The 18,633-nt window shown below is 52.5% G+C and carries 14 protein-coding genes and 1 pseudogene; 9 read left to right on the top strand and 6 right to left on the bottom strand.

Translation table 11 applies throughout. The features are described 5' to 3' along the window. Window positions 1-46: 46 nt before the first annotated feature. Window positions 47-364: an RcnB family protein gene (locus V6940_RS01320; RefSeq protein ID WP_333494545.1), complete on the bottom strand. Its 318-nt coding sequence runs from the start codon at window positions 362-364 to the stop codon at window positions 47-49. Window positions 365-519: 155 nt separating this feature from the next. Between V6940_RS01320 and V6940_RS01325 the strand changes: the two genes are divergently transcribed. Continuing rightward, window positions 520-1,419 (top strand): LysR family transcriptional regulator, encoded by a 900-nt coding sequence (locus V6940_RS01325; protein ID WP_333494546.1) that lies wholly within the window; start codon window positions 520-522, stop codon window positions 1,417-1,419. Here V6940_RS01325 and V6940_RS01330 read toward each other — a convergent pair. Continuing rightward, window positions 1,416-2,144 (bottom strand): GntR family transcriptional regulator, encoded by a 729-nt coding sequence (locus V6940_RS01330; protein ID WP_333494547.1) that lies wholly within the window; start codon window positions 2,142-2,144, stop codon window positions 1,416-1,418. The two genes, V6940_RS01325 and V6940_RS01330, sit on opposite strands and share 4 nt — an antisense overlap. A 240-nt stretch (window positions 2,145-2,384) precedes the next feature. Between V6940_RS01330 and V6940_RS01335 the strand changes: the two genes are divergently transcribed. Genes V6940_RS01335 through V6940_RS01345 form a run of 3 tightly spaced genes read left to right on the top strand, consistent with a single transcriptional unit; the run spans window position 2,385 to window position 5,998 of the window. Next, on the top strand, window positions 2,385-4,097 hold the full coding sequence (locus tag V6940_RS01335) for a PTS transporter subunit EIIC (RefSeq protein ID WP_333494548.1): 1,713 nt from the start codon (window positions 2,385-2,387) through the stop codon (window positions 4,095-4,097). 14 nt (window positions 4,098-4,111) lie between these two features. After that, window positions 4,112-5,146 carry an oxidoreductase gene (locus V6940_RS01340; RefSeq protein ID WP_333494549.1) on the top strand — a complete coding sequence of 345 codons (1,035 nt, stop codon included), beginning with the start codon at window positions 4,112-4,114 and terminating at the stop codon, window positions 5,144-5,146. 9 nt (window positions 5,147-5,155) lie between these two features. Next, entirely contained in the window at window positions 5,156-5,998 is an 843-nt protein-coding gene (locus V6940_RS01345) for a DUF7916 family protein (RefSeq protein WP_333494550.1), read from the top strand. Window positions 5,999-6,087: 89 nt separating this feature from the next. Here the strand turns inward: V6940_RS01345 and speG are convergent, their stop codons facing one another. The 3 genes and pseudogenes from speG to V6940_RS01360 all read right to left on the bottom strand — a co-directional run. Then, a complete protein-coding gene (gene speG / locus V6940_RS01350) occupies window positions 6,088-6,645 on the bottom strand; it encodes a spermidine N1-acetyltransferase (protein ID WP_185666950.1) in 558 nt (185 codons plus the stop codon). Window positions 6,646-6,786: 141 nt separating this feature from the next. Continuing rightward, window positions 6,787-8,130, bottom strand: coding sequence for an NCS2 family permease (locus V6940_RS01355; RefSeq protein WP_333494551.1), 1,344 nt, complete (start codon window positions 8,128-8,130; stop codon window positions 6,787-6,789). A 17-nt stretch (window positions 8,131-8,147) separates the two neighbouring features. After that, window positions 8,148-9,942, bottom strand: a pseudogene (locus tag V6940_RS01360) (adenine deaminase); the annotation flags it as partial. A 125-nt stretch (window positions 9,943-10,067) separates the two neighbouring features. On the opposite strand from V6940_RS01360, the gene V6940_RS01365 reads away from it, so the two are divergent. Beyond that, window positions 10,068-10,994 (top strand): LysR family transcriptional regulator, encoded by a 927-nt coding sequence (locus V6940_RS01365; protein WP_333494552.1) that lies wholly within the window; start codon window positions 10,068-10,070, stop codon window positions 10,992-10,994. Window positions 10,995-11,073: 79 nt separating this feature from the next. Here the strand turns inward: V6940_RS01365 and V6940_RS01370 are convergent, their stop codons facing one another. Next, window positions 11,074-11,565, bottom strand: coding sequence for a hypothetical protein (locus tag V6940_RS01370; protein WP_370631757.1), 492 nt, complete (start codon window positions 11,563-11,565; stop codon window positions 11,074-11,076). Between the two features lie 770 nt (window positions 11,566-12,335). Between V6940_RS01370 and V6940_RS01375 the strand changes: the two genes are divergently transcribed. The 4 genes from V6940_RS01375 (at window position 12,336) to V6940_RS01390 (ending at window position 18,581) form a co-directional block, all read left to right on the top strand. After that, a complete protein-coding gene (locus V6940_RS01375; protein WP_333494553.1) occupies window positions 12,336-13,223 on the top strand; it encodes an AraC family transcriptional regulator in 888 nt (295 codons plus the stop codon). Window positions 13,224-13,274: 51 nt separating this feature from the next. Further along, window positions 13,275-15,026, top strand: coding sequence for an amidohydrolase (locus tag V6940_RS01380; RefSeq protein WP_333494554.1), 1,752 nt, complete (start codon window positions 13,275-13,277; stop codon window positions 15,024-15,026). Window positions 15,027-15,318: 292 nt separating this feature from the next. Continuing rightward, the gene (locus V6940_RS01385; RefSeq protein ID WP_333494555.1) at window positions 15,319-16,653 is read left to right on the top strand and encodes a sensor domain-containing protein; all 1,335 of its coding nucleotides are present in this window, start codon (window positions 15,319-15,321) and stop codon (window positions 16,651-16,653) included. Window positions 16,654-17,000: 347 nt separating this feature from the next. After that, window positions 17,001-18,581 (top strand): phosphoethanolamine transferase, encoded by a 1,581-nt coding sequence (locus V6940_RS01390; RefSeq protein WP_333494556.1) that lies wholly within the window; start codon window positions 17,001-17,003, stop codon window positions 18,579-18,581. The last annotated feature ends 52 nt before the right edge of the window (window positions 18,582-18,633 follow it).

The following is an 18,633-nucleotide window of genomic DNA, read 5'->3' on the forward strand; positions in this document are numbered from 1 at the left end:
GAAGAAAGAGGCCGGGCGCATCAGTGATGCGCCCGGCCTTTATTCATTAACGGTGGTAGAAAATTTCGCCGTCGTAGATTTTGCTGATGGTGCCGTCGGTATCGCTAATCTGTACATAGTTACCGCCCATGTACGTCCAGCGGGTGCCTGCATCCGGCGCTGGCAGGTTACGCTGCTGCCACTGCGTGATGTTGTACTCCGGCGTCAGGTACATTGCCGGCGCTTTGTCGCCAATCTTGAACTGCGTGAAGTCGGCAGTGAACTCTTGCAGTTCATACTGCTTGATTCCCGTTGCCGGTGCAGCCCACGCTGCGCTCGCCGTCGCCAACAGTACGCCCAGAAGCATCATTTTTGTTTTACGCATACTATCCCCACATTATCCTGGATATAAAATTGCAGCTCCGTATGATTCCTGATGCGCGGCCTGAATGGCAAGCGCTGCTTTCTTAAAAAGTGTAAGCAAACCGCGACTATTCGGTTTTGAGGACTATTCTGGCACTCGCGACTAAGGACCCCTTCATGTTCAGGCTGGAAGATTTATCTCTGTTCGTGCGCGCCGCCGCGCTGAACAGCTTTAGCGATGCGGCGCGCGAAGCGGGCATACCCCCGGCGCAGGTCAGTTCGGCCATGAAACGGCTGGAAACCGCGCTCAACGTTCGCCTGTTTGCTCGTTCAACGCGCAGCCTGCGCCTGACGGCGGAAGGGGAGACCTGGCTGCCGTTTGCCGTACAGATGCTTGATGCGCTGCAAAACGGGCTGCAAAAAATTCATACCCCGGACGATGAGGTGCGCGGCACGCTGCAAATCGCCGTGCCGTCCGATCTCGGTCGTAATTTACTGCTGCGGGTGTTTCGCCAGTTCCGCGAACGCCATCCGGCATTGCGCCTGCGCATCCTGTTTTCCGATCACCGCACCGATGTGTTTAAGGACCCGGTCGACGTGGCGTTTCGCTACGGTGAAAACGACGATGCTTCGTTTGTCTCCCTGCCGGTCGCAGCGGAAAACCGCCGCGTGGTGGTGGCCTCGCCCGACTGGATTGCCCGTCACGGCGAACCACAGACGCTAGCCGACCTCGAAAAATGTAACGCGCTAACCTACGTGCTGCGTGGCAGGCCGTTCGACCGCTGGCCGCTCAGTCTCGATGGCGTGGAGCACAGCGTGCAGGTCTCAGGTAGCATCACCAGCGATGATGCGGAAGTGATCCGTCGCCTGGCTATTGCGGGAGAAGGGATAGCGTTTAAATCGGGACTCGACGTCAGTGACGACCTGCGGGAAGGGCGGCTCAAGGCACTGCTGCCGCACTATCTGGGCGACCGGGTGCCGCTGAATATGATCTGCCCGCACCGCAAGCAGCTCTCTGCGGCGGTGCGGTTATTGTATGAGGCGGTGAAAGCGGAGTGTGCGTCGAAACAGCCTTAACTGCCGTTACGCTGGACGACTGAGTTGTAGTTAAAGCGCTGATAGTGATAGCGACTGGTGCAGAACTCGAAGGGCTGACCATCGCTTAGATAGGTGACCGAGCGAGTAACGCTGACCGGTTCGTTTGGCTGTAGCGCCAGCCACTCCTGCGCCTCATCATCGCTCGGCAGCGAAGAAAACTGGGTGTGACTGCTGGCGGGGATTTTACGCAGCGTGGATTCCACATACTGGTAAATAGACCCTAGCGCATCCTGACGCGTAAACTCCGGCAGTATATGCACGGGAAGCCAGGTGTCTTCAATCGACAGTGGAAGATCGTCGACGTATCGAACGCGACGAAAATGCCAGCAGAAGCGATCCGTTGGGATCGCCAGCATTTCAGCGACGTCAGCGGAAGGGTTAGCAATTTCAAACAGCAGCAGATGGCTTCTGACATTATGCCCCTGCGTCTGGTTAATGGTGCTGACGCCAAGGATCGGCGAAACCAGGTTGCTCTCCGCGTGGGTATAGCGTGGTGTTGCCGTTTTGACCACGGTGCCAAGACCACGCTGACGGGTAATAAACCCTTCGTTAACCAGAATCTCCAGCGCGTTATTTAGCGTTATCTTGCTACAGCTAAACTCTTCACAAAGCTGATGTCCGTAAGGGATCTTCTCCCCAGTCGTATAGACATTATTGACGATCCTTTCCCTGATTATATTCGCGATTTCAATATACCTACGCAATGTCCACCTCCTGCTTTATCCCGCCTGGGAGTATATCGCACACCTTAAATTTTTATCCAGATCTCATTTATTTTAAAAGTAGACTACTTTTAAAATAAAGGTATTGACTTGAGTGAAGGCGAGTTTCATTCTGCAACGGCGGTGCGCAGAAGGGGATTCAGATCTCGGCGAAGCGGGCGGTCTTGCCTGAAGGTGTGCTAACCCGGCGCAGAGGGGTGTTTTCATTGCAAGGGAAGAGTCATGAGTCAAACAACGATATTGACGAAAATTACTGATATATCGCAGAAAATGGCATCGGAAGTTCATCTTCGAAGCCTGCGCGATAGCTTTATTATCACCGTGCCCTTTTTGGTGTTAGCCGGGCTTTTTATCATGGTGAACTTCGTTTTTCTGGATGCGAAAGGGTGGGTTGGGCAGTGGGTTTCAGCCGAGACGCTGGCGGCGTTACGCAGCGTGGGCGATCGTATTCTGAACGGCACCATGAACATTCTGGCGCTGATGCTAGTGGTATTAATCTCCTGGAGTATCGCCAGCAAGCGTAAATTTGCCGCGCCGATGATCCCGGCGATGGTTTCTCTGGCGGCTTTTCTGGTGCTGATGCCCGGAACATTATCCATTGTGCCGCTGAATGCATCCGAACCGGTGCAGGTTAGCGGCATTATCTCCCAGAACCTCACCAACGCGGGCGGCGTATTTATGGCCATTATCACCGCCATTGTCGCCACCGATCTGTTTTTGTGGATAGCGAAGACCCGCTGGCTACAAATTCGCATGGGCGACGAAGTCCCGCCGATGGTGACGCAATCTTTCCAGTCGATGTTCTCGATTATGCTGGTGGTGCTGGCCTTCGCGCTGGTGGCGGCGGCGGTGAAGATGACCAGCGGCAAAGAGGTTCATGAGATTATTCAGGCCATTATCCAGGCGCCGTTGGTGCATTTAACCACTAATCTGCCTGGCTTTCTGGTGCTGACCACTTTAACCAACTTCCTGTTTTCACTGGGTATTCATCCATCGGGCATTATTAACCCGATTCTGGAGCCACCGCTGCTGGTGGCGATGCAGGAAAATATGGCTGCATTCGCGCGAGGTGAGCTACCGCCACATATTATCGTGCTGCCGTTTCGTGATTTATACGGCCACATGGGCGGCACTGGCAGTACGCTGGCATTACTCCTGGCGGTCTTTCTACGCAGCAAAATCTCCAGCCACCAAAAGCTCGGCAGAACCGTGCTGGCACCGGGATTATTCAATATTAATGAGCCGGTTATTTTTGGCTTCCCGGTGTTGTACAACCCGTTAATCATGATCCCATTCATTATTTACCCGCAGATTAATTTTGTTATCGCCTATTTCGCGACCGAGTTTGGCATGGTTTCGCGAATTGTTGCCTATGTGCCGTGGTCGGTTCCACCGCTGCTTTCCGGTTGGTTAGGGTCAGGCGGCGATTTCCGCAATGTACTGCTGCAGGTGGTGCTCTTAGCGTTGGGCGTCATTTTCTATCTGCCGTTCTTAATGGCGTATGAACGCACCATGCTGAAAAGCAAAGTGAAAGATCTGGTGAATACGCTGACCACCGAAAATACGCCAGAGGCACCCGACAATACGCCTGCATTAAGCGGGCTGGATATCCTGAATAATAAAACCATCATCCTGACCTGTAATGAAGGTATGTCGACATCCATCATGGCGAAAAAGATGCGCCAATACGCACAGGAACAGGGCTGCGAGCTGACGGTCTATGCCGTCAACATTGGGCGTATTGAAGAGGAATACCACAAAGCCGACCTGATTTTATTAGGGCCGCAGGTGGTTTATATGAAAGAGAGCATTATCGAAAATATACATGCGGCCTGCCCGGTTATTCCAATTAATACGCAATATTTCAGCAAGCTGGACGGGAAATCAGCCATTGAAGAGGCGGCCAGCCAACTAACTGGCATCAAAGAAATTTAACAGGAGGTTATACGATGATTCACAGTGCGTTTATTGGTTTTGGGAAAAGTGCCACGCGCTACCATTTGCCTTATGTTCTGGCTCGTCAGGACAAATTTAACGTTAAGCGTATTTATGACCAGCGGTGCAATCCCGAGCGTGAGCAAGAGGCGATTTATCGGGATATCGCCTTTACTTCGCAGGTTGAGGATATCCTGAATGATAAGGATATTACGCTGGTGACCGTCTGTACCCATCCGGACAGTCATTTTTATTACGCCAGGTTGTGCCTTGAGCACGGTAAGAACGTACTGGTGGAAAAGCCGTTTACGACCACCCCGGAGGAGGCGAAAACGCTGTTTGCGCTGGCGCGAGAAAAAGGTCTGCTGGTGACTCCGTTCCAGAACCGCCGCTTTGATAGTTGTTTCTTAACCATGAAGCAGGCGATTGAAAGCGGCAAACTTGGGCAGATTGTTGAGGTAGAGAGCCACTTTGACTATTTCCGCCCTGACGCCGCGCTTCAGCCCGGTGGGCATTTTGACGGCGCATTTTATGGCCTGGGCGTGCACACGCTTGACCAGATCCTGTCGCTGTTTGGTCGCCCGCAGCAGGTCTTTTATCACCTGCGCCACCTTCGTCAGCCGGGTAATCCGGACGACACCTTTGAAGCGCAGCTCTTTTACGGCGAAATGAAAGCCATTATCAAAACCAGCCATCTGGTGAAAACGCCGTATCCGAAATTTCTGGTTCATGGCACGCGCGGTTCGTTCGTCCGCTATCAGATTGACCAGCAGGAAACCTGCCTGAAAAACGGTGTAATGCCGCACGACAAGCACTTTGCAGAGGATGAAGAGCTGGCATTGCTGGAGTACGTCGATGAGCAGGGCGTCAGTCATATTGAACATCTTGCGTCGGTGAAGGGGGATTACGGACGTGTTTACGATGCTATTTATGCCTCGTTGACCGCTGGAGCGGCGAACTACGTCAGTGAAGAAGAGGCGTTAACCAATCTGGAAATTCTGGCGGGCGCATTCCGTCAGCCATCACCTTCGCTACTGGCTTTAGTCTAAGGAACGAATATGCAAAGGATACTGAACTGTCGCGCCAGTGACTTCGCGGCGCCAGTGACGGCGGCGGCGTTAAAGCAGGCCATTATGGCTTCCGAGGGGAGAGTCATTATGGCGGAAGTCGCCGCGGGTGCGGCGCCGTTGTACGGCGAGGTGACCAACGGCGAGCTGCTATGCGCGTTTGGTGCGGACATGCTGCTGGTGAAAGGGATGGACTGTCAGACGCAGCGCATTCAGGGCTGCGATGGGCTGCGCCATTTCAAACAGCTGACGGGGCGTCTGGTTGGCGTAAGCCTGGAAGTGCTGGCGGAAAATGCGCCGGACAATCCTCGTGCCTGGGATCCGTTCCATCTCGGCCTGATGACAGACGCGGATTTTTACTGTCTGACGGCCTATGACAAACCCGGCGTGGATGCGGCGCGGGTGCAGGAAGCGGTGAGGCAGCTGCGTGGGCTGACCGATAAGCTGATTCTGGTGGCGAAATTCTACAGTGCCGGGCTGGCAGAGGCTGAGGAGTATACGGCGTATATCAGCGCCGGTGCGGATGGCGTGATGGTGCCCGCGCCGTCCAGCTGCCGTGGCGCAACGGAAGCGCGGGTCGAGCAGGCGATGCTGGCAATACGGGCTGCCGGTGGAATGGCGATAACCACCATCAGCAGCAGCCAGGAAGGGGCGGACGAACAGACGGTACGCCAGATTGCCCTTGCCAGTAAGCGCTGTGGCGCCGACGTTTATAACTTCGGCGATGCCGGTGTAGCCGGGATGGCCGACCCACAGGCGGTGTACACGCTATCAATGGCGGTGCGCGGCAAGCGCCATACCTGGGTCAGGATGGCGGCGTCGTCATTGCGGTAATGTTGCGGTCGGCTATCACGTTCCTGCACCTCATTCGGTGCAGGAACAGGCTGACGATAACCGCTAGATTGCGTCCCGGATGCTCACCGTTATTGCGCTGTTGGTTTCAGTATCCCGCCCGTCGATTTGTTATTTTCTAAATATTGATGCTGGAAGATACACATGCGGATCGTGTTGCGGTATTCACCGTTCACGAAGAACTCATGGATTAATTCTCCCTCCTGGATAAAACCGAGCTTACGGTAAATATGAATCGCTTTGGCGTTCTCTTTATCGACGATGAGATAGAGCTTATAGAGATTCAGTACGGTAAAGCCGTAATCCATTGCCAGCTTCGCGGCGCGGGTCGCCAGGCCTTTACCCTGATATTCCGGCGAGATGATAATCTGAAACTCAGCCCGGCGGTGAATATGGTTTATTTCCACAAGCTCTACCAGGCCCGCGTTATTGCCATTAAACGAAATGACAAAACGGCGTTCGCTCTGATCGTGGATGTGTTTATCGTAAAGATCGCTAAGTTCAACAAACGCTTCATAGGGCTCTTCGAACCAATAGCGCATCACGCTCGCGTTATTATCGAGTTGATGAACAAAGCGCAAATCTTCCCGTTCCAGGGGTCTTAGTTTAATATCTGATGGTTCTGGCATAATATATTCAGCCTCTTGGTAAACTGGAAATATATTATCTGCTTGCAGTGGGCGTCATCAAGATTTGAAAACAATTACAATTAATTCAGCATACTCTGAGTCCCCATCAGGTAGAGGTGTTCACCTGATGGGGCAGCGGTTTTAGTGCTTCACCAGCGTCGCGAAGTAGTACACCAACGGAATCGCCAGCACCCACAGGCCAATCGGGATTTCACGCCATTTACCAGCGATGGTTTTAATCACGATAAAGAACAGCAGGCCGCCGGCAATCCCGGTACCGAAGCTGTTAGCAATCAGGGTAATCATCACCATCATCAGGACCGGCAGGCCGTCGGTGAAGTTACCGAGGTCAACCTTACGCAGGCCGCTGAACATATTCAGCCCGATCAGCATCAGTGCAGGGGCGGTCGCTTCTTTTGGGATCATCAGCGCCACCGGCGTGAACAGCAGCATCAGCAGGAACATCACTGCTGCTGCCAGCGCCGTCAGGCCAGTTTTGCCACCGGCTTCCGCCGCCGCAGAAGATTCAATCAGCGCGGTGGCCGCCGGAATGCCGAGCCACGGGCCGATAGCGGCGGCAATGGAGTCCACCATAAACGGGCGGTTGATGTGCGGCATATTGCCTTCTTTATCCAGCAGACCCGCTTCACCTCCGACCGCTAACGTGGTGCCCATGGTGGAGAAAAACTCAGAGGCAAAAAAGACGAACAGGAACGGCAGGAAGGCGATATTGAGCGCGCCCAGCATATCGACGTGACCGAGCACCGGCGTCAGCGAGTGCGGCATATCGATAAAACTGGCGGGCAGATGCGTCACGCCTGCGGGAATACCGACCAGGGTAGCGAACAAAATCGCCCATAAAATCGCTCCTGGAATGCGGCGAGCCTGTAACGCTATTGCGAGGAACAAACCGCACAGAGCGACCAGAGCGCCGGGTGCCATAAAGTCACCCAGCATCAGCGAGTTGGTTTTGGCGTTGGCCAGCACCAGTCCGGCATTACGAAAACCTAATACGGCAACAAACAGACCGATTGAGGCGGTGAGTCCGAGCTTAATCGATTGTGGAACCGAGCGGGTGACCACTTCGCGCAGGCCGAATTTGGTCAGCAGGAAGAAGAGGATGCCCGACCAGCAGGCGATGCCGAGGCCAATCTGCCAGCCAATGCCTTCGCTGCCCGCCAGCGTCACGCCGACCAGCACCGAACCACCAATACCCGGGCCGACGATAAACGGCAGGTTAGCGTAGAACGCCATCAACAGCGTACCGGCAACGAACACTAAAATGGTGCCGGTGGTGGCCGCACCTTTATCCATTCCCCCTACGGCCAGCAGGCCAGGGATCACCACCAGAAGGTAGGCGGCGGCGAGAAAACCGGTGACTCCTGCCAGGCACTCGGTACGCAGCGAACTGCCGCGGGAAGACAATGCAAAACGTCGCTCAAGCCAACTCCCAGCGGTTGGCGTTTGAAGGGTGTTATCGGCCATGGTGTGGCGCTCCCGTGATTATTGTTGTGATGTGTGTTCCGGCGTTTCCCGGCAATCCAGTACAGGGTCGACTATCTGGCGCGTCGTGCCGTCGGTCAGCCCTAAATCGGTTAAGTGCGGCCCGGCGTTGCAGGCAAGACAGGTGCCTTCAATCGCCTTAAAGACGCGATATGGCGGTTCCCAGTCGGCTATTTCGGCGCTCAGGTCGCGCAGCTGGCGGAATTCGGCGGCCAGCGTCTGCGCCGGTTTGTCGGAGAGCATGCCAGCAATCGGCATCGCCACGTGGGCAAGAATGCCGCCGTTTTGCGCCAGCGCCATGCCGCCGCCGGAGGCGATCAGCTGATTGGCAGCCACTGCCATATCTTCGGCGTTACGCCCCAGCACCACCAGATTGTGGGAGTCGTGTGAGTAGCTGGTGGCAATCGCGCCGCGCAGCTCACCCCAGCCTTCGAGCAGGGCAATCTGTGGTTTAGCTTCGTGACGGCCGTGACGGTGTTTCACCCAGATAAGGCTGAAGCCCGCAGGGATCTCGACCTCACCGTGACGGATTTGCACGTCGATTTCGCCCCACTGAGTAAAGCGCGCGCCGCGGATGTGGCGCAGGCGGGCGGTGCCGTGCTGGATATTGCCCACGCGCAGCACGAAATCATCAGCCTCAAGCGGGGAGAGGCGCAGGGTATTACGCGGCGGCGTGACCCCATCGGCTGCGGTCAAGGAGCTTAGCAGCTTGCCATCGCGGGCAATCTGCTTCCCGGCGACATACACTGCACGGGCGTTGAGTTTTTCCAGCGAATCGAACACCACCAGGTCGGCGCGGCGTCCGGCGGCAATCAGCCCAAGGTCATAGCGCTGGAGGCGAATGGCGGCGTTCAGCGTGGCGAAGCGCAGGGCATCGGTCGCTGGCAGGCCATGTTCAATTAGCAGGTTCAGCAGGGCAATAATGCCGCCTTTTTCCAACAGCATGTCCGGCGGTACATCGTCAGTGCAGACGGTAATTTGTGAAGAGAGATGCGGCAGTGATTTCAGCGCCTTGACGATATCCGGCAGCAGGTAAGGGTGCGAGCCGCGAATTTCCAGGGTCAGCCCAGCACGCAGTTTTTCAAGCGCGTCGTCGGCGGAGGTCAGCTCGTGATCGGAGGTGACGCCTGCGGCAAGATAGGCCTGCAGATCGGCACCGCTTAGCCCACGGGCGTGGCCTTCAATCAGCTTGCCGCTGTTGAGCCCCGCCTGCACGATCTCTTGCATCCGGCAGCTGCCGTGGAGCACGCCGTGCATGTCCATCACTTCAGCCACGCCGCGCACTTCCGGCCAGCCAAGCATGGTTTCCATTTCGGCACCGGCAAAATCGGCCCCGGACATTTCCAGCCCCGGCGTAGACGGCACGCTGGACGGTGCGGCGACCATCACCTGTAGGGGCAGATGGCGACTGGCTTCTACGGCATAGCGAACGCCCGCCACGCCCAGTACGTTTGCCAGCTCATGCGGATCCCAGAATACGGCGGTGGTGCCTTGCGCCAGTACGATCTCCGCGTAGCGCTCCGGCGGCAGATGTGAACTTTCGAGGTGAACGTGAGTGTCCATCAGGCCTGGAGAGAGGTAAACGCCGGGCAGGGAGTGGCGCTCTAGCGTGTCGCTGCGGCTGCCGCGCGGGTGGACGCTGGCAATCATATCGCCAACGATACCGACATCGGCTTCACGAATTTCACCGGTCGCCATATCGACAACGTTGGCATCGGTGATTAAAAGATCAAACGGGGACTCGCCACGTGCCGCCTGGACGGCGCGGCGGCGGTTTTCAGCATTGCTGGACATAACAACTCCGGCGCAGGGATAATGCGTGCTACTTTAGGGGCAGAGCAAACGGTTGCCCAGATGATTAAATTTATCACCCGATAACTTCAGCTTATTCTGCGTGATAGCCACGAGTGAAGCACACCATGACCGACCCCTGGCAGCGATTGCCTGCGCTCTCGCTTAAACAGTTGCAGTATTTTGTCACGCTGGCGCAGCTGCGTCACTTTACCGATACCGCTAACCGGCTGGCGATTAGCCAACCGGCGCTGAGCAGCGCCCTGCGCCAGATTGAAACGGTGCTGGGCGGTAAGCTGGTCAACCGTACCGCCTCGGCGGTGACGCTGACCGAGCTGGGCGCGGCGATTCTGCCGCATGCCCAACGAGTGCTGAGCGTGGCGCAGATGGCGTTTCACGATATGCAGCAGATTGTTGAGGCGGGCGGTGATGGCACGGTGCGTATTGGGCTGGTGCCGTCGGTCAGTTCGCTGCTGTTTCCGCTGTTACCCGAGGCGCTTGCGCAGGCATTTCCGCGCCTGCGCGTGGAGTTTCTTGATCGCACTAACGATGCGCTGGCGCGCGATCTGCAAAGCGGGCACATTGATTTTGGTGTGGGAGCTATCGACAGTTCTCTACCCGCAGAATTGCAGGTTTTCCCGCTGCGTGAAGACCCGCTGGTAGCGATACTCCATGTGGATGATCCGCTGGCCGGGCAGCCGCATCTGCCGTGGAAACAGCTGGCGGGACGCGATATTGCGGTGTTCTCAAAAGGTAATATTCAGCGTCTGGTTGGCGCGCTGGTGGAGAGTCAGCGGTTGACGCTTAATACCCGCTATCAAGTTGATTATATTGAAACGCTGTACGGGTTGGTGCGTTCGCGCTTAGCGGTGGGGATCCTCCCGCAGCTGTACACAACTCATCTGCAGGATGCGGCGCTGCGGGTCGCGCAGCTTCAGCAGCCAGAGCTAACGCGTACCGTCGCGTTAATGCGTGGCCCACAGGCACTGCCGCCGCTTATCGAAGCCTGCTTCACATTGCTGTTAAAAGAACTTCGCGAAACCGGCGCGCTATAACCGTAGCCCGGCCAGGCAAAGCGACGCCGGAAAGATGCCGCCCAATAAAAAATAAGGAGGCCGAGGCCTCCTTACCGAATTACTTCTGGGTAACGGTCAGCATTCCGTTATCGCGGCCATGAGTTTTATTCCATGACGCACTTTCAATACCATCGGCATTCATGCTGACGGAAATAACATAGCCCGCCCCGTGAATTTCATAGAAATTGGCGTTAACACGCTTAACCACTGCTTTCTTACCGTTGATGGTCGCAGAGAAGAAGCCGTTTGACAGGGTCGCTTTCAGGACGTTGGAAGAGAGGGTGGCTTCACGCATTGGGTCAGCGACGTGCGCTGCCTGAGCGTGCTGCTCGACGTCTTTGCTGCGGGTAGCGTTTGCCGCGTTAGCGTACGCCGCCGTCATCGCCGCATTGTTAATGCTCTGCTGGCGGTTCTGCTCAGATAAATAGCAGGTGTCTTTAGAGACGCCCTGTGCTTCGCAGGATGCCATGCGCTGTGCCGGGGAGCTGCAACCTGCCAGCGCTGCGGAACCGACCAGAACGGCTAACACCATCATTTTTGCTTTCATCATTAACCTTTTTTCTTATTTACCAATACACAATATTTAGCCGGAAGGATTATTTAATCACTTCCGTTATTACCAACAAAACGTTTAAAGTATAAGTGCAATCTGAATTATTCGTGGTTACAGTCAATGCTTATCGTTGATAGAGTATTGTTAAATATCGTACCAAGAAGCACGCCTGTTGCCACCAGAGCCATAGAGGCAATGGCGTAAGCAAGAATGATTTTTATCATCGGTCTTTATTTTTATAGAACGGCTATCGTCATTATTGTTTACGTTGTACCAAAAAAGAAAACCGGCAGCAGTGCACCGGACACTCGATTCTCTTCTTTCGTAACGCAAAGCAACTATCAACTAAGATGGCTCAGTGAATATTGATTTAGATCATGCATAGAATCGGAAGGGATGAGGGGGCGTCTCAGCAATGCAATTTATTGTTATTTGGTATAATAAACAATCAGTTATGTTCTTTTCTTATCTCTGTTGTGAATGGTAATTATTGCTAAATAGCAAAGATTTTTTTTGCTGATTCTGCTGGAGTTTAATGATTTCATTCATTTTTTATTTCCGTTGAACATTATTCCAGCATGGCGTTTCTATGCCGCGTGAGTTTCATATGAAGAGATTATCCTGATGTGCAGATTATTCTTAAATCATCATTGTTAATTAATATTTAAATATTAGTTTGCAAGTGTGATTTACCGATAATGAGTATTAAACGCTGATGTGTTAAAAATACCGTCAGAGGTATTACCCAGCGTAAACGAGAGCGTACGATGCAACAGGATCGCCGTAAGCCAGTCTTTAAGGCAATGGACTACATCAGTCAGAATCTCCATCTGAACCCCACGCTGGAAGAGATAGCCAGTTCAGTGGCGCTCTCAAGCTTTCACTTCCATCGGCTGTTTCGGGCTCAGGTGGGTGAAACGGTTGCGGCGTTTACCCGACGTCTGCGGATGGAAAGAGCGGCGATGTGGCTACTGACCTTCCCACAGGCGGATATCACCGGGCTGGCACTGCGTATCGGTTTTTCCAGTTCGCAGAATTTCGCCAAAGCGTTTCGCGCCCACTTTGCCGTTTCGCCGGGAGAATTTCGGCGTCGTCACATTCCCGCAACAATGAGCAAGCCAGGAAACGTCGCGCTGGAAAAAAGTGCCTATTCTCTTGTCACTGCCCCCGACGTTGGCCTGCTGGCTGCGCAAATCATCCAGCTTCCGGCACGGCGGGTAGCCTATATGCGCCGCTTTGGTCCTTATGGCAAAGAAACCTGTCAGCAGACGCATCAGGATCTGCTGGCCTCATTGCCTGTACGAACGCCGTCGCAGCCGGCAGGGACGATTTGTGTTTACTGGGATGCGCCAGAAATTACCTCGGCATCACGCTGTCGAACGGACGTCGCGGTCGATATTGGCAGTACGGAAAAAACGGGCAGGGGGATTGCGGTGCAAACATTAACGGGAGGAACCTACGCGGTCTGTAAATTTGCGGTATTTGAAGAGCAACTGGAGCCTGCATGGGAATGGGCATTTGCGTGGATAGCTTCCCGTGGCTTTATTAAAAATGATAAACCCTGCTATGAATATTATTATAATGAAACGGATGTCTCACGAAATTATTATGTTTTTGATATTTGCATTCCTTTGCAGACAGCATCAGAAGAATAACGCTTACACAAAATAATAAATGAGTTTATTCGCAACGCAACGGAGTTAATAATGAAGTTATCAAAACTATTTCTGGTGTGCGCACTGGGCGCAACCTCTTTGTCTGCTATGGCTCAACAGGAAACCAGGACGCTGATTTACGGCGGTGTTATCTACAGCGCCGACGCGCGCAATCCTCATCCACAGGCTATTGCGATTGAGGGAGATAAAATTATCGCGGTCGGTAATTATGAGGATGTGCTCAAAAAGGCCGGAAAGGATGCGATACGCCTGGATTTGAACGGCAAATATCTGCTGCCTGGGCTTATCGATAGCCATGCCCATGTTGCTTACGCGGGGTTTCAAACGGTAACGCTCGCTTTCCCGGATGGCATGAAAGATGCCGCCGCGATTCAGAAATTTGTTGCCGATAATAAAAATAATAGCCAGCGTGACCTCAATGGCGTGCAGTTCTATAGCAACCTTAACTTAGATTACTGGAATAATATTCAGCTGCTCTCGTCGGTATTTAACGCCCCTGAGTATAAAAATATTCCGGTCGTATTAGCTGGCTCGGATGCGCATACCGGTTGGGCTAATCAGGCGATGCTACGACAGTCTAATCTGACCGATGAGATGCTGAGTAAAGCCGACCCAGGAATTAAAGCCGGAACCGGATTAACCGCCGATGGAAAAATTAACGGATTCGTCGCTGAAGGCGCATGGGACTATGTGCTCAATGCTATTCCACCTGTCGATGATAATAAAATTGCTCAGGGGATCCTCGCGGGAACCAAAGAGATGAACAGCGTGGGTATCACGGCGTGGATGGACCCTATCAGCAACGTTCGCCCGCTGGCGCCAGTGTTCAATGCTCATCCCGGCCTGCACGATGAGGGCTTACTGCCGGCTTACACCACGCTTGCCGCAGAAGGTAAGCTCAATGCTCACGTGACCGGCCTGGCGCTGGTGAATATTCACTCCACGCCAGCGGCCATTGATAACGTTGTGGCGCTGAGAGCGAAATTTTCCCACACGCCAGACGTGCGCCTCGGCGGGATAAAGATTTTCCAGGATGGGGTGATTGAATACCCGGCCCAGACGGCAAAGCTCAGCGAGGCCTATCTTAATCGACCGGGCTACAGCGGTGATAACACCCTGAATAAAGCCCAATTCTGCCAGCTCATTGCCAAAGCGGATGCGGCACATCTGATTGCCCATTTCCATGCCATCGGCGACCGGGCCGTCTCTGAAGCGCTTGACGGCATTGCCTGCGCCCGTCAACAGAATGGTGATAGCGGCGTCATGCACAGCATTACTCATCTTGAAGTGGTCAGCCCGCAAAGCCTGCCTCGCTTCCAGCAACTGAACGTGGCGGCATCCATGCAGCTATTGTGGGCCGGTAAGGATGCGGCCTCGACCACGCTGATTGACGGTAAAGTGCCGGCGCCGTTGTTGAAAAACCTCTACCCGGCGGGGGATTTATACCGCCATCATGCGCTGATTGCCGGTGCCAGCGACTGGCCGGTTTCCAGCCCGAACCCGATGCTGGCGATTTACACGGCGGTGACGCGCATGGGTGAGTTGGGAGAGCTGCCGCCTGCCAGTGAAAAAATGCACCGCGAGGCGATGTTGCAGGCTTACACCCTGAACGCTGCCAAAGTGATCGGGCGGGATAAAGAGATTGGTTCAATTGAAGCGGGGAAAAGCGCTGACTTTGTGCTGTTTGACCGTAATCTGGAAACGGTAAGTATCGATAAATTGCAGGATGCCAAAGTGCTGTGGACCATGTTTGAAGGGAAACAGGTTTATCAGGCGCAATAAGATAAATAATTAACCACCGTTATTATATGGCCTTCGAAAGGCGGCCCTATATTAAAATATAGGCCGTCTTTACCCTCATAAAAAGCAACATTACTACCTTACAAACGCCCAATTCAGCCCTGGCGGCATTATATCTCCGATACCTTAGTGCTTTTTTAGAATCGTCACGTGGCGTTTTCTGATTGTATAGTAAACTGCGGCTGTACTATATTTAACCTTTGCTATAGTGCTTATGGGCGACGGTCCTCAAGAGTAGTCGCACTCATTCCTATATTCAGGCCTGACTTTCTCTATGGAATCGAATTCTCACGCACCGTTGAGCAGTTTTATCGATCTCATGATGGACGCGGTTTTTGCCGTTGACGCCCACGCCAATATCATTTTTGCCAGTGCGTCCTGCGAGCGTATTTTTGGCTATACGCCGAAAGAACTGATTGGCCGAAACATGTTCGAGATGATGCTGCCGGAAGACCGGGAATTAACCCGGAATTCGATAGTTGACGTGATGTCGGGTAACCCACAATTTCATTTCGAAAACCGTTATGTCCACAAAAATGGGCAGGTCTTGAATATCATGTGGTCAGCGCGCTGGTCACCGGCCGATCAATTACGTATCGGCGTGGCCCGCGATATCACCGAGCGTAAACGTTCCGAATTGCTCCAGTCGGTGCTTTATGCCATTTCGGAAGCCGCACATACCGCCGAAGATCTGCTCAAACTATTCCAGCGTATTCATGAGATAGTCGGTACGCTGCTACCGGCCGATAATTTCTCGGTGACGCTCTATGATGAAAAAACGTCCCAGCTGAGCTTTCCGTATCATGTCGATGAGTTTCAGCAAACCCCCGAGCCGTTCACCCTGATCCCTGAAACGTTTTATGCGGAAGTTATCCATACTGGCCAGCCTCTGCTGCTCACGTCTGAGACGATGACGGGGCGTATCGAGGAACTGCGCAGCTCATTTGGTCCTAATCCATTCTGCTGGCTGGGCGTGCCGCTAAAGTCGCATAAAGGCACTATTGGCGCGTTGGTGCTGAAAAGCTATCCGGGAGGCGTGTGCTACAACGAACGGGATCAGGAGCTGCTGCAGTTTGTGTCGACGCAAATTGCGACGGTCATTGAACGCCAGCAGATGCAGGCCCGATTGCAGCACATGGCGCAGTACGACCAGCTCACCGACTTGCCAAACCGCAGCCTGTTGTACGATCGCCTGAAAACAACGCTGGCGACGGTACGCCGTGAAGATGGACAACTGGCGCTGCTGTTTATCGATCTCGATAAATTTAAGCAGGTGAACGACACGCTGGGTCATGGTATGGGCGATCTCCTGCTGCAAGAGACCGCCGTGCGTCTAACGCGGTGTATACGTGAATCGGATACCGTCGCGCGCATCGGCGGCGATGAGTTTGTGATATTGATTCAGGGAACGTTGTCGCCTGAACGTGCGGCGCGGGTTGCTAAAAAGATTGATGATATGTTCCTCACGCCTTTCAACCTGCAAGGGAACGATTTGATGATTGCGCCCAGCATCGGTATCGCTTGTTATCCTCAACACGGCAGCGATGAACGCCAGCTACTCGATTATGCTGATAGGGCGATGTACGTAGCCAAACAAGGTAAAGCGTAGCAGCACAGAACGGATTTAATTTATACTAAGTTATTTTAATCAAGTGGTTATGCGAATCTTCCACAACGCGACAACCCGCGTAGAAGAGATGTCGATAAAAATCCTCTGAATGATTTGTATTATGAATAATACTTGGTAGTATATGTCTCATCAGAAAAATCCTAATGCGGAGAGTTTTTTCAAGCTACCAATCCACGCAGCTTATTTGAATATTTCGTTGATAGTATGATGAAGCGTATTTGCATTAATCAAGTCATATAAAATACTTAAAAAGTAACATCCCTGTTACTTCCTCACATCGACTTGCCGGCAAATAAAAAATTAAAAATAAATAAAGGTATTTTAGAATGTTGTTAGCTATTGAGAAAATTCGCCATGAAAATGGCAGAGTTTTTTTCGGTTGGATGTTATTTTTGATTTCAATTACCATTGTTGTTATGGTCAATTTTATCAATGCAAAATACAACTCGGTTATTAATCGTACTTTTGTATTTGCACTGGTTTTATTAACGCTTTGCTGCATTAGTAGTAAAGTATTAAGGAATATCATTGGCATTGTTCCACTGGTGCTAATTGCTGCCGATTTATCTCTTCAGCTTTATGCCTGGAGTAACTTCAATACTAAATTCTCCTATGGCTTCGCATTAAGTGTAATAAATACGACCGCAAACGAAGCATTTCAAATGTTAGGTGTTTATTGGCGTAACTGTGCTCTATTTATAGGGTTGTTGGGGGTGTTTGTCCTCACTATAAATTATGGTGAAAATGTTATTCCCAGGAAATATAAAAAATTCCCGGCAGTGTTTTTAGTGCTGTTGCTAACGGGCTATACGGTGCAGGCGGTATTGCATCAATTACGTGTCAGTAATGTCGAGAGCCTTGCTCAGCGCGTGATGAATTCAACTCCGCTGAGTACCGCGATGGTCTTTATGCAGGCTATCTCTGATATGAATATTACCTCAGATATTAACAAACATACGCCTGACTACAAGATAGCGATCTCAGATACTGGCATTGATAATTATGTATTGATTATCGGTGAGTCGGAGCGTACGGCAAATATGAGGATTTATGGCTATTCGAAGGACACCACGCCAAAACTGGAAGCCGAGAGTAAGAACCTTCTGCTGTTCCAGCACGCTATTAGCCCAGCTCCCGTGACTATTATGGCCGTTCCACTCGCTCTCACCGCTGCTTCGGTACAGGATGCGGCACCGGAGAAGTACGGTGATAATATCATTAGTATTGCCAACACAGCGGGATACGGTACCTATTGGTATAGTCATCAGGGAAAAGGCGGCGCACATAATAACGTGATCACGGGAATTGCCATGAATGCTCAGGATCATCAGTGGATTGAACAAGGTTTTGACGATGCATTATTACCTGCGCTTGATTCCGCCCTGCAAAAACCGGGTAAGAAGTTAATTGTCCTGCATCTCTTTGGTAGCCATGAGCCTGCCTGTATCCGTTTCCCGGGTGAGGCCGCCGTTTTCAAAAATGGCAATGACTATGATGATTGCTATGATAATTCGGTGCGCTTTACGGATGATATAATGGGCAAGATTTTTAACCGACTTTCCCAGTCTCGCTCTTCCGTTTTCTATTTCTCTGACCACGCTTTAATCCGCGATCCTTCGCGCGCCGTCGTTTACTCTCATGCGGGGGCTAATCCACCAAAAGAGGCTTTATCTATACCTGCTTTCATTTGGTATAGTCCTGAAGTAGATGAAAAAAATAAGTGGCTTGGTGACTACCAAACTCCCTGGTCTACGGATGATGCGAATACGCTCTCTGAATTATGGCTTGGTATTCATCGTGCCGAAAATAATCCCATTAGCATGAAGGAGTGGCTCCAGAACTATAATAAAAAGGTAGTCATTATGGATACCACTGGAGAGAAATTTAACTGGACTGATTTGCATTGATTGATATTTTGATGCTCAGAGTAACACGTAATCTGGCTGGCTAATATTTGTC

The organism is Kluyvera sp. CHPC 1.251, from assembly GCF_036759945.1.
Taxonomy (GTDB): Bacteria; Pseudomonadota; Gammaproteobacteria; order Enterobacterales; family Enterobacteriaceae; genus Kluyvera; species Kluyvera sichuanensis.